Below are 11,348 nucleotides of genomic sequence, written 5' to 3'. Positions count from 1 at the left end.
GTCTGCGCCGCGGGCCCTTCGCCTTGGACCGACGGGACCGCGGCGCGGGCGATACGGCTTTCGGGCGATGGGACCTCAGGCCTTCGCCACGATCAGGTGGATGCCCCAGGCCACGGCGGCTGCGCAGCCGGCGAAGCAGAGGTAGGCGGCGGTCGCGGCCAGGGTCGCGGAGTTGCCCTGGGCGGTGGCGCGTTCGCGGGCGGAGAGGCCCTTGATGCCGAGGGTGAAGAGGGCCACCAGGCCCACCGTGGCCACGAGGCTGACGCCGAAGACGGAGCCGATGGCTGCCCAGTCGATGTTCATGTCGGTTCTTCCTCGGGGGTCAGACGGTGGCGGCCGGGTCGGTCGCGGGAGCAGCCGGGGCGGGGACGGGGGAAGGAGAGGGGATCGTGGCGGTCAGGTCCTCCGTGACCGTGCCCGCGGGCGGCGGGGTCACGGCGGCGATCGCCGCGGTCACCACGCCGGCCGGCTCCGAGGCGCCGGTGTCGTTGACGTTGGCGCTGTCCACGACCTCGCGCCGGGAGAGCTTCCAGATCGTGGCGCTGGCGGCCACCAGGAAGACGGCGACGACCGCCGTGCCCCAGTCGCCGAGGTCCGTCACCGACTCGGCGAGCGCGCCGACCAGTGCGGCGGCCGGGAGCGTGAGCACCCAGGCGACCATCATGCGGGTCGCGGTGGACCAGCGGACCGTGCCGCCCTTGCGGCCGAGCCCCGCGCCCATCACCGAACCGGAGACGACGTGCGTGGTGGAGAGGGAGAAGCCGAGGTGGGAGGAGGCCAGGATGGCGGTGGCCGCGCTGGTCTGGGCGGCGAAGCCCTGCTGCGGCTGGAGGTCGGTCAGGCCCTTGCCCATGGTGCGGATGATCCGCCAGCCGCCGATGTAGGTGCCGAGCGCGATGGCGAGGCCGGCGGAGAGGATGACCCAGGTGGGAGGGTTCGAGCCGGGAGCGATGGAACCGCCCGCGATCAGCGCGAGGGTGATGATGCCCATCGTCTTCTGGGCGTCGTTGGTGCCGTGCGCGAGCGAGACCAGGCCGGCCGAGGCTATCTGGCCGGCCCGGAAGCCCTTGCGGGTGGCGTTGTCGTCGGCGTTCTTGCCGATCGCGTAGGACAGGCGGGTGGAGAGCAGCGCCGCGAGGCCCGCGACCACGGGGGCGGCGACCGCCGGGAGCAGGACCTTGGTGACGAGCACGTCGCCGTGGACCGCGCCGAAGCCGGCGGAGGCGACGGTGGCGCCGATCAGACCACCCATGAGGGCGTGCGAGGAACTGGAGGGCAGGCCCACCAGCCAGGTCACGAGGTTCCAGAGGATGGCGCCGACGAGCGCGGCGAAGATGACCTCGGGACGAATGCCGTTCTCGTCGACGAGACCCTTGGAGATCGTGTTGGCGACCTCCACCGAGAGGAAGGCGCCCACCAGGTTGAGCGCGGCGGACATGGCCACCGCGATCTTGGGCTTGAGCGCGCCGGTCGAGATGGTCGTGGCCATCGCGTTGGCGGTGTCGTGGAAACCGTTCGTGAAATCAAACGCGAGTGCGGTGACTACCACAATCGCCAAGATCAGCGAGAAGTTTTCCATTTACCCAGGCAATCTTTCGAGGTCGTTGGCTGTTGGACCGTAGGCAACCTGGATGAACGGAAGGTGAACTGGGGTGGGCTTAGGGGTGTCTGCGGTTACGGGTAGCGGAGGCCGCCGTTCCGATGCGGGTTCGGCGGCCCGGTCGCGGCGCGGCTAGCGGCCCTTGGCGAACGACTTCAGCCCGCTCGCCGACCCGTTGAAGAGATTCTGGTCACCCGGCAGGCTGCCGCTGTTGTCGTACTGCCAGAAGGTCCAGGACGACCATCCGGCGGGCAGTGCTCCCGCGTCCGCCGAGCCGTGTCGGGCGATCCACAGGGCGTGGTCGGCGGCGAACGCCCCGCTGCCGCCGGTGCACTGGTTCCACCAGTTGGTGGTCGTGTAGATCACCGGCCGCCGGCCGGTCTCCCGCTGCATCTCGTCGCTGAAGGACCTGATCCAGCCGGTCATCGCAGCCTTGCTCAGCCCGTAGCACCGGTGCTTCTTGTCGTACGGGTTGTATTCGATGTCGAGCGCGGGCGGCAGCGTCCAGCCGTCCGCCGTCCAGGCGCCGCCGTGGCTCACGAAATACGCGGCCTGCCGGGTGCCCGACGACTTGTCCGGCAGGGCGAAGTGGTACGCGCCCCGCATGATGCCGGCCTGGCGCGAGCCGTCGTACTGCTGGTCGAAGTACGGGTTGTGGTAGGTGGTCGACTCGGTCGCCTTGATGTAGACGAACCTGGCGCCCTTCGCCCTCGCGCTCGGCCAGTCGACGTTCTTCTGGTGCGAGGAGACGTCGTGCCCCTTCGGCAGGCTCGCCGCGGACGCCGGTGCCCCGGCGAACGCGGCCCCGGCCCCCGCGAGGGCGAGCGCCGCCACGGACGCCGCCAGGACGTGGACGCGGTGCCGGGTGCGGCGGCGGACGCGGTGGCGGAACGGCGGAATACGGTCACGGGCCATGTTTCCCCCCGGAATGGCGACGTGTACGAAAAATCGTCCAGAGATTATTGGAAGATCGGCGTATCCTCGGCGATCTTCGGCCAAGCCGGGAAATGGGACTCTTTGCGGTGGTTTGCGCTCTACTGGATTCGGGACGCCCGCCCTAAAGTGCCCTGCCGCACCGGCCGGTTGGGGCGTCGCCTGACAGGATCGGGCCATGGCCGAGCAGCAGCGGGACGCGCGTGACGGACGGGACGGACGGACCGGCGCACAGGATGTGCCGGACCCGCGAAGGCGGGATGTACGCGCGGAGGAGGCGAGCGCCTGGCTCGAACTCGTCGCCACCGCCCGCCGCACGGTGTCCGACGGACTGGTCGTCGGCACCTCGGGCAACGTCTCGGTCCGCGTCGGCGACACCGTGCTGGTCACGCCGTCGGGAGTGCCGTACGACAGGCTCACCCCGGACGACGTGACGGGCGTGGACCTCGCCGGCCGCCAGGTCCTCGGCACCCTGGTGCCGACCAGCGAACTGCCGATGCATCTCGCTATCTACCGCGGCACCGGCGCCGGGGCCGTCGTCCACACCCACGCCGTCCACGCGACGGCCGTCTCGACGCTCGTCCCCGAGCTGCCGGCGATCCACTACATGTCCGCCGCTCTCGGCGGCGCGGTCCGGGTTGCCCCGTATGCGACGTACGGCACCGACGAGTTGGCCGAGAACATGCTGCGCGCCCTGACCGACCGCTCCGGCTGCCTCCTCCAGAACCACGGCACGATCACCTACGGCACCACCCTGACCCAGGCCTACGACCGCACCGCCCAGCTGGAATGGATGTGCCGGCTGTGGCTGACGGCGTCCTCGGTGCCCGGCCTGGCCCCGAGCCTGCTGACCGCGGAACAGGTGGCGGAGGTGGGCGAGCGACTGCGGGGGTACGGCCAGCGACGGGGCTGAACCCGCCCGGATCCCCAAAGCCCCGCCGCTCCACTGGCCGCCGTCGGGGTCCGCCCCGACACTGGACAGGTGCACCCAGTCAAAGTCACGGCCGCTGCCGTCGGTGCCGTACTCGCCGCCGGTGCGGCCGGCGTGGCCGCGGGGCGGTTCGCCAGTGACGCCGCGCTGAAGGCACCGCCCGGGCGGCCCCTGCCCACCGAGCCCCGGCTCACCGTGCACGGCACCGCGGCCGGCCGCATCACCCTCACCCGCGACCTCGCCTCGCTGCGCCCCGGCACCTACGGCCTGGCCGGCGACGGCTCGCACGCGGTCGTCGGCGCCGTCCTGGAGTCCGCCGCGAACACCCCCGACACCGTCGTACGGCGGCTGGAGCGCGTGACCCACGGCACCTTCGAGACCGGCGACAGGGCCTGGCTCACCGCCAACGTCCACATCGGCAACCCGGGCACCGCCCTCGGCCTGGAGCACGCCGACATCGACCTGCCCGGCGAACTCGGCCCGCTGCCCGCCTGGTTCGTGCCCGGCCACCGGGACACCTGGGTGATCGCCGTGCACGGCCTGGGCACCACCCGCGAGCACCCCATGAACGTCATGGCGTTCCTGCACGCCCGGCGCCTGCCGGTGCTCGCCCTCGCCTACCGCGGCGACCTCGGCGCCCCCCGCCCCCCGGACGGCCTGAACCACCTCGGCGAGAGCGAGTGGCGAGACCTGGACGCGGCGATCCGCTACGCCGTCCGCTACGGCGCCCGCCGTGTCGTCCTGTACGGCTGGTCCACCGGCGCCACCATGGCGCTGCGCGCCGCCTCCCACTCGGCACTGCGCGAGCGGATCTCCGGCCTCGTCCTGGACTCCCCGGTGCTCAGCTGGGAGGCCACCCTGCGCGCCCTCGCCCAGGCCCGGCACATCCCCGAGCACCTGCTGCCGCTCGCGGTGCGTGCCGCCCAGGGCCGCGTCGGCCTGCACGCCGACCATGCCGCCGACCCCGTCGACCCGGACCACCTCACCGTGCCCACCCTGATCGTGCACGGCCCGGACGACACGGTGGCGCCCTGGGTGTACTCCCGCCGGCTCGCCGAGCGGCGCCCCGACCTGGTGGCGCTGCACACCGTCCCGGACGCCCCGCACGGCGCGATGTGGAACGCCGACCCGGAGGAGTACGAGGAACGACTGCGCCGGTTTCTCACGCCCCTGATGTGATGCGCGCCGGCGTGTCCCCAGCGTGTCCCCGGCGCGTGCGCCCCCCCGGATGTGATTCATCCCGCACGCGCCGGCCCTTCCCTCGCGCGTCCCGGGCACCTCCCCGCCCCAAACCGGAGACCCCGGTTCCAGCCGGTTCCGGAGGTTCCGTTTAAGGCCGTACCACTGGCCTGAACATGTCTCTTCGCCTCCCCCCGCACCCCGTGCGTTGGCCACCCCCGTCGCCCGCCGTGACATTCCGTTTGGGTTTTCGGACCGTCAACCGGAAGACTGCACCCGTGACGTCCCGTATCCCGCGCGACTCAAGGCTTCGACTCGTCCGAACGCGACCCCTGGCCGCCGCCCCCCGAGCGATGAACCAGCGGCCCGCGCGCCGCCCCGCACCCCGCCCGCCCGAGGGCACCCCGGCCCCCGCCGAGCTGGCCAGAATGGCACGCTCCGGCCTGGCCGGCGCGGCCCGCGTCGCCCACTGGGCCGACACCGCCCTCGGGCCCGGCAGCGACGGCGCGACCGCCGACGGCAAGGCCACCCTCTCCGACGCGTCCGCCGAACGCGCGTCCGACGACCTGGGACTGACCGCCGCTCAGGTCCGCGCCGACTGGGACACCGCCCGCCTCGCCGGCCTGGTCGAGGTACACGGCGACAGCGCACGCCCCGGCTGGCGCCTGCGCGCCTGGGACCGCGACGACAGCGCCGTGCTGCGCGGCTGGGTCGCCCTCTTCGACGCCTGGTCGCTCGCCCATCCGGAGCCCGCGGAGTTCGAGCCCGCCGCCGTCGCCGAGGTCGTCTCGGCCATGCCCCAGGTGCTCTCCTTCCTCCAGCTGTCCGCCGGCCCCGTCCCGGTCGAGCAGCTCCTGGACCTGCTGGCGCAGCGGGTCACCGAACTGCGCACCGAGCGCTGCGAGGTCCCCTACGACACGGAGAACGGGACCGGGACCGCCAGGCCGCTCGCCGCCGTGCGCTCCGCCGACGCCGACCCGGCGGACCACGCCCCGGCCGATGACCCGGCCCCCGGCGACGAGGCCGAGCTCGCCCCCCTCCTCGACTGGTCCCTGCACGCCCTCGCCTCCGTCGGCGCGCTGACCTGCGGCGACGGCCAGGCCACCCTCACCCCGCTGGGCAGCTGGGCGGTCTGGGTCAAGCTGGAGCAGATCTGCGTCGCCGCGCAGAGCCCTGCCGGCAACATCGAGGTCGCCGCCGAGGAGATGCTGCGCGGCTGCGCCCAGCTCCGCCCCAACGCGGCCCGCGCCGAGTACCGCGCCTGGCTCGCCGCCCGCCCCGTCGGCGGCGCCGTCACCGAACTCGTCGACGCCGCCCGCGGCGAGGACGCCCTGCTGCGCGGCCTTGCCTTCGAGGCGCTGCGCGTCGTCGGCGCCCCCGCCGAACCGGACGTCCGCGCGGTCGCCGACGAGCCGACCCTGCGGCCGTACGCCCTGCTGTGGCTGGCCGAGCACGACGGGGTCGACCCCGAGGACGCCCACGAGGTGCTCACCCGGGAAGAGGCGACCTGGCTCTGGGTGGACACGGCCGCCGCGGTCGCCGACCACGGCGAGGCGCCGCTGCTCGTCCGCCACCTGGAGTCGGCGCTCCAGCCCACCGTCCCCGCGCTGCTCGACGAGGTGCGCGCGGTCGGACACCCGCGCACCGTGCAGGTCCTGGTCGCGCTCGCGGCCGCCCACCCCGACCCGGCGCTGGCCAAAGCCGTCCGCCGCGCCGCCTTCCAGGTGCACACCGGAGGCTAGCGGCAGGGCCGTACCGGGGGCCGACCGGGAGGATCGGACCGGAGGGACGGATCAGGAGGGTCAGACGGCTATCTCCGGGGCGTACGTGCCGAAGCTCCAGATGTTGCCCTCGACGTCCCGGGCCATGTAGTCCCGCGAACCGTAGTCCTGGTCCGTCGGGGGCATCAGGATCTCGGCGCCGTGGTCCACGGCGCGCTGGTGGTGCGCGTCGACATCGTCCACGACGAGGTACACCCCGGTCGGGCCCGCGCCCTCCATCGCCGCGTCGAACCGGCCGCCGCGGCCCTTGGAGCCCAGCATGATCGCGCCGTTGCCCTGCACCAGCTCGGCGTGGAGCACCATGCCGTCCTCGCCCTCGTACACCGACAGTTCGGTGAAGCCGAAGGCCTCCGTCAGCTGCTTGATCGCCGCCTTCGCGTCCGCGTACAGCAGCGACGGATAGATGCTCGGCCGCCCGCCACTCGTGCCCGCCATCCCGATCACTCCCTCGTGTACCGGTCCCCCCGAAAGCCGTCGTTCCGGCCTGGTCCCCAGTCTGGCACCCGGCACTGACAACGTCCCCGGCCCGCATCGTCGTTGCAGGTCAGCGGCTCACCGGAAGGTGTTGCAGCGCGCCATGTCCCCGCTCCGGTACCCCTGGTAGAACCACTGCTGCCGCTGCTGCGCCGACCCGTGCGTCCACGTCTCCGGCGTCACCCGCCCCTGGAACCGCTCCTGGATCCGGTCGTCGCCCACGGCCGCCGCCGCGTCCAGTCCGTCCTGGATGTCCGCGGCCGTCAGGCTGGTGATCAGCGGCCGGCCGGTCGACTCGTCCTTCGTGGTCGTGGCGTGGTGCGCCCACACCCCGGCGTAGCAGTCGGCCTGCAGCTCCACCCGCACCGAATTGCTGTTCACGCCGCTCAGGTTGTCCTGCGACCTGCTCAACGTGCCCATCAGGTCCTGCACATGGTGCCCGTACTCGTGCGCCACCACGTACGCCTGGGCGAACGGCCCGCCGCTCGCCCCGAACTTGGACCGCAGCTCGTCGAAGAAGCCGAGGTCCAGATAGACCTTCCGGTCGCCCGGGCAGTAGAAGGGCCCCACCGCCGAGGTCGCCGTCCCGCACGCGGTGCCGACCCGCCCGCCGAAGAAGACCGTGGGGGCGGCCGTGTAGGTGCCGTGGCGCTGCCGGAACTCCTGCGTCCAGAAGTCCTGCACGCTGTTGACCACTGCCACGATCCGGCAGTCCTCCTTGGTGTTCGCGTCCTGTCCGGTACGGCAGTGCTGCTGTACCTGCGCCAGTGAGGAGGACGCCGGTGCGGGCGAGCTGTCCCCGGAGGACAGCCCCAGCTGGTCCGGCCCGACCCCGAGGAACAGGCCGAGAAGCAGCGCGATCAGGCCGACCAGGCCGCCGCCCACGGTCGCCTTCCCGCCCGGGATCCGGCTGCCCCGCACATCCTGCACCTCGGAGGTGTCCAGGTTCGCGTCGTCGTCGAACTGCATGGGGCACCGCCTTCCGCTCGCACCGGCCCCTGCACCCACCTTGCGGCATGCGCGCCGCCACTTCGCGCCGATGCCCGGACGGACGCCCGAACGGGCGACGTCCCGCCCCGCCCCCGCGTCCCGACCGCCCGCCCGTCGCGGGCGTGACTACGCTCTGCGCCTGACGCATGGCACAGGGGCGCCCGGCCGGGCGCCCAAGGGGTGGGAAGGGGTGGCCGTTCTGCACCAGGGGAGGACCGCGCCCCCCGACGCCGAGGCCCGCCCCGAGCAGTCCCCGGCGGCCCGCGCGGATCAGTCTCCGCCCGCCCACCCCGAGCACGCTCCGCCCGCCGACCCGGCGCACTCTCCGCCCGCCGTCCCGCAGCAGGCTCCGACGGCCCGCGCGCAGCGGCCTTCGCGCACCCGTCCGGAGCACGCCTCCAGGGCCGTCCCGGAGCAGTCCCCGACGGCCCGCCCACGGCATTCTCCGACCGCCCGCCCGGGAACACCCCCCGCCCGCCCGGGAAGACCCCCCGCCCGCAGATCCCTCAAGGGTCCGCTCGCCCTCGTCCTCCTCCTCGCGGCCGGCCTCCTCGCCGTCGCCCACCAGATCCGCCCCGCCCCCTACGGCGACCACCTCACCCCCGGCCCGCCCGCGCACACCGCACGCGCGCGTGGCGGCGCCGTCGAGGCGTACGACGGGCGGGCCCTGCGCTGGCGGTACGCGCGCGTGGGCCGGCGTCCGCTCAGCGTGCTGCCCACGCGCGGGGAAGCGATCACCGTCTGGGACGACGGGCTCGTCACCGACACCGACGGCCGCTCCGTGCGCTGGCACCGCGCCCTGCCCGCGGCGGCCGACTGGCTGCGCGCCCGGGGCGGCGCCGGCGTGCTGCGCCCCCTGGGCCGCGGCATCCTCGCGGTCGTCACCCCGGCCCGCATCGCCGCGTACCGCACCGCCGACGGCGACCTGCGCTGGGTGCTGCCCGCCCGCGCGGGCTGCGCGTTCCGCCCCGAACGTGCCGTACGTCACGGCCGCGCCCTGCTCCTCGCCCAGCCCTGCGCGCACGGCGCCTGGACCGCGCAGCTCGTCGCCGTGGACGACCTGGGCGGAATCGCTCCGCACCGCACACCGCTGGGCAACGAGAGGCCCGGCGCGGGCCGTCCCGAACACCCGCGCACCGAAAAAGCGCTTGCGCCGCCCCGTTAGACTTGGCCCATGGCCATTCTCCTCGCGCATTAGACGGCGGGAACGTCCTCAGCCGCCCACCCGTCACTATCCGTACGCTCTGGAGTCTGTCCGTGATCTCCGCCTCCGGTATCGAGCTGCGCGCCGGTGCGCGCATCCTCATCGAGAACGCCACCTTCCGCGTCGCCAAGGGCGACCGCATCGGCCTGGTCGGCCGCAACGGCGCAGGCAAGACCACCCTCACCAAGGTCCTGGCCGGTGACGGCATCCCCGCCGCGGGCACCGTCACCCGCTCCGGCGAGGTCGGCTACCTCCCGCAGGACCCCCGCACCGGCGACCTCGACGTCCTCGCCCGCGACCGTGTCCTCTCCGCCCGCGGCCTGGACGTACTGATCCGCAAGATGCGCGAGAACGAACAGCGCATCGCCAACGGCCAGGGCGCCACCCGCGAGAAGGCGCTCAGGCAGTACGAGCGCCAGGAGACCGAGTTCCTCACCAAGGGCGGTTACGCCGCCGAGGCCGAGGCCGCCACCATCGCCGCCGCGCTCAACCTGCCCGACCGGGTGCTCGGCCAGCCCCTGCACACGCTCTCCGGCGGTCAGCGCCGCCGTATCGAGCTGGCCCGCATCCTGTTCTCCGACGCGGACACGCTCCTGCTCGACGAGCCGACCAACCACCTCGACGCCGACTCGATCGTCTGGCTGCGCGACTACCTGAAGACCTACCGCGGCGGCTTCATCGTGATCTCCCACGACGTCGACCTGGTCGAGACGGTCGTCAACAAGGTCTTCTACCTGGACGCCAACCGCTCCCAGATCGACGTCTACAACATGGGCTGGAAGCTCTACCAGCAGCAGCGCGAGGCCGACGAGAAGCGCCGCAAGCGCGAGCGTGCCAACGCCGAGAAGAAGGCCGCCGCACTGCACTCGCAGGCCGACAAGATGCGCGCCAAGGCCACCAAGACGGTCGCCGCGCAGAACATGGCCCGGCGCGCCGACAAGCTGCTGTCCGGCCTGGACGCCGTCCGCGTCTCCGACAAGGTCGCCAAGCTGCGCTTCCCGGAACCCTCGCCCTGCGGCAAGACCCCGCTGACCGCAGAGGGCCTGTCGAAGTCGTACGGCTCGCTGGAGATCTTCACCGACGTCGACCTGGCCATCGACAAGGGTTCCAGGGTCGTCATCCTGGGTCTCAACGGCGCCGGCAAGACCACCCTGCTGCGGCTGCTCGGCGGCGTCGAGCAGCCCGACACCGGCGAGGTCATCGAGGGGCACGGTCTCAAGCTCGGCTACTACGCCCAGGAGCACGAGACCCTGGACCCGGAGCGCACGGTCCTGGAGAACATGCGCTCGGCGGCCCCCGACCTGGACCTCGTCGAGGTCCGCAAGACGCTCGGCTCGTTCCTGTTCTCCGGCGACGACGTCGACAAGCCGGCCGGTGTCCTCTCCGGCGGCGAGAAGACCCGTCTCGCCCTCGCCACCCTGGTGGTCTCCTCCGCGAACGTCCTGCTCCTGGACGAGCCGACCAACAACCTCGACCCCGCAAGCCGCGAGGAGATCCTCGGCGCCCTGCGCACCTACAAGGGCGCGGTCGTCCTCGTCACCCACGACGAGGGTGCCGTGGAGGCGCTCCAGCCCGAGCGGATCATCCTGCTGCCCGACGGTGTCGAGGACCTGTGGGGCGCCGACTACGCGGACCTCGTCGCCCTCGCCTGAGATCCGATCGCGTCGCCCTCGCTTGATCGAATGCCTGATCCACTGGCTATGGATCATTCGGCTTATCGGTGATCCATCATCTGTGTGAGATCTCCTCGTACCGAGGTGTGTCCTACATCGATTTTGCGGCCGATCCCTTTGTCGACAAGGGATCGGCCGCTTTCTGCTTCTGACCTGGCATTTCGCGGAAGAACCCGTTCGGCCGCACCGACGGCTCTCGACGGAATCACAGATTCCGTATGTGGGGATGCGCTCCTGTCGTCACAACGATGTCTCACGGACCTTGCCGAATGGGTGGCCATCACGCCCCGGAGGGGTGATCATGAGGGGACCAGAGCGCACTTCCCATGAGGAGGCACGGGTGGCCGAGACTCTGAAGAAGGGCAGCCGGGTTACCGGCGCCGCGCGCGACAAGCTCGCGGCAGACCTGAAGAAGAAGTACGACTCCGGTGCGAGCATTCGGGCACTGGCCGAGGAAACCGGCCGCTCGTATGGCTTCGTCCACCGGATGCTCAGCGAATCGGGTGTCACGCTGCGTGGGCGTGGCGGGGCGACGCGGGGCAAGAAAGCCGCGTCCTGACCCCGGGCGGCCCATCGGCTTCGA

At 72.5% G+C, this 11,348-nt stretch carries 11 protein-coding genes; 6 read left to right on the top strand and 5 right to left on the bottom strand.

What is annotated here, in order from left to right; genetic code table 11:
• Window positions 1–75: 75 nt before the first annotated feature.
• From ACWGKQ_RS41540 to ACWGKQ_RS41530, 3 genes are all read right to left on the bottom strand, one after another.
• The gene (locus ACWGKQ_RS41540; RefSeq protein WP_383714897.1) at window positions 76–303 is read right to left on the bottom strand and encodes a hypothetical protein; all 228 of its coding nucleotides are present in this window, start codon (window positions 301–303) and stop codon (window positions 76–78) included.
• Window positions 304–322: 19 nt separating this feature from the next.
• Window positions 323–1,579, bottom strand: a complete 1,257-nt coding sequence (locus tag ACWGKQ_RS41535) for an anion permease (protein WP_453297225.1) — start codon at window positions 1,577–1,579, stop codon at window positions 323–325.
• A 153-nt stretch (window positions 1,580–1,732) separates the two neighbouring features.
• On the bottom strand, window positions 1,733–2,515 hold the full coding sequence (locus ACWGKQ_RS41530) for a lysozyme (protein WP_453297224.1): 783 nt from the start codon (window positions 2,513–2,515) through the stop codon (window positions 1,733–1,735).
• 196 nt (window positions 2,516–2,711) lie between these two features.
• Between ACWGKQ_RS41530 and ACWGKQ_RS41525 the strand changes: the two genes are divergently transcribed.
• The 3 genes from ACWGKQ_RS41525 to ACWGKQ_RS41515 all read left to right on the top strand — a co-directional run bounded on the left by ACWGKQ_RS41525 (window position 2,712) and on the right by ACWGKQ_RS41515 (window position 6,385).
• Complete coding sequence (locus ACWGKQ_RS41525) at window positions 2,712–3,446, top strand: class II aldolase/adducin family protein (protein WP_453297223.1); 735 nt, start codon at window positions 2,712–2,714, stop codon at window positions 3,444–3,446.
• Window positions 3,447–3,515: 69 nt separating this feature from the next.
• Window positions 3,516–4,643, top strand: a complete 1,128-nt coding sequence (locus ACWGKQ_RS41520) for an alpha/beta hydrolase (protein ID WP_453297222.1) — start codon at window positions 3,516–3,518, stop codon at window positions 4,641–4,643.
• 353 nt (window positions 4,644–4,996) lie between these two features.
• Window positions 4,997–6,385, top strand: coding sequence for a hypothetical protein (locus ACWGKQ_RS41515; protein ID WP_453297221.1), 1,389 nt, complete (start codon window positions 4,997–4,999; stop codon window positions 6,383–6,385).
• A 60-nt stretch (window positions 6,386–6,445) separates the two neighbouring features.
• Here ACWGKQ_RS41515 and ACWGKQ_RS41510 read toward each other — a convergent pair whose 3' ends face one another.
• A complete protein-coding gene (locus ACWGKQ_RS41510; RefSeq protein WP_453297220.1) occupies window positions 6,446–6,859 on the bottom strand; it encodes a VOC family protein in 414 nt (137 codons plus the stop codon).
• Between the two features lie 117 nt (window positions 6,860–6,976).
• Entirely contained in the window at window positions 6,977–7,867 is an 891-nt protein-coding gene (gene ypfJ / locus ACWGKQ_RS41505; protein WP_453297219.1) for a KPN_02809 family neutral zinc metallopeptidase, read from the bottom strand.
• 211 nt (window positions 7,868–8,078) lie between these two features.
• On the opposite strand from ypfJ, the gene ACWGKQ_RS41500 reads away from it, so the two are divergent.
• From ACWGKQ_RS41500 to ACWGKQ_RS41490, 3 genes are all read left to right on the top strand, one after another.
• On the top strand, window positions 8,079–9,053 hold the full coding sequence (locus tag ACWGKQ_RS41500) for a hypothetical protein (protein WP_453297218.1): 975 nt from the start codon (window positions 8,079–8,081) through the stop codon (window positions 9,051–9,053).
• A 92-nt stretch (window positions 9,054–9,145) separates the two neighbouring features.
• The gene (locus ACWGKQ_RS41495; RefSeq protein WP_089100810.1) at window positions 9,146–10,744 is read left to right on the top strand and encodes an ABC-F family ATP-binding cassette domain-containing protein; all 1,599 of its coding nucleotides are present in this window, start codon (window positions 9,146–9,148) and stop codon (window positions 10,742–10,744) included.
• A 361-nt stretch (window positions 10,745–11,105) separates the two neighbouring features.
• Complete coding sequence (locus tag ACWGKQ_RS41490) at window positions 11,106–11,324, top strand: helix-turn-helix domain-containing protein (RefSeq protein ID WP_046727957.1); 219 nt, start codon at window positions 11,106–11,108, stop codon at window positions 11,322–11,324.
• Window positions 11,325–11,348: the final 24 nt, after the last annotated feature.

It is taken from the genome of Streptomyces sp. NPDC054770 (genome assembly GCF_053611985.1).
Note: the sequence above shows the minus strand (reverse complement) of the source record. Positions and strands in the feature narration are given on the sequence as shown.

Coding starts and splice junctions, on each gene's coding strand:
- ACWGKQ_RS41530 (WP_453297224.1), bottom strand. CDS start 2,515: ATGGCCCGTGACCGTATTCCGCCGTTCCGCCACCGCGTCCGCCGCCGC.
- ACWGKQ_RS41540 (WP_383714897.1), bottom strand. CDS start 303: ATGAACATCGACTGGGCAGCCATCGGCTCCGTCTTCGGCGTCAGCCTC.
- ypfJ (WP_453297219.1), bottom strand. CDS start 7,867: ATGCAGTTCGACGACGACGCGAACCTGGACACCTCCGAGGTGCAGGAT.
- ACWGKQ_RS41525 (WP_453297223.1), top strand. CDS start 2,712: ATGGCCGAGCAGCAGCGGGACGCGCGTGACGGACGGGACGGACGGACC.
- ACWGKQ_RS41510 (WP_453297220.1), bottom strand. CDS start 6,859: ATGGCGGGCACGAGTGGCGGGCGGCCGAGCATCTATCCGTCGCTGCTG.
- ACWGKQ_RS41535 (WP_453297225.1), bottom strand. CDS start 1,579: ATGGAAAACTTCTCGCTGATCTTGGCGATTGTGGTAGTCACCGCACTC.
- ACWGKQ_RS41515 (WP_453297221.1), top strand. CDS start 4,997: ATGAACCAGCGGCCCGCGCGCCGCCCCGCACCCCGCCCGCCCGAGGGC.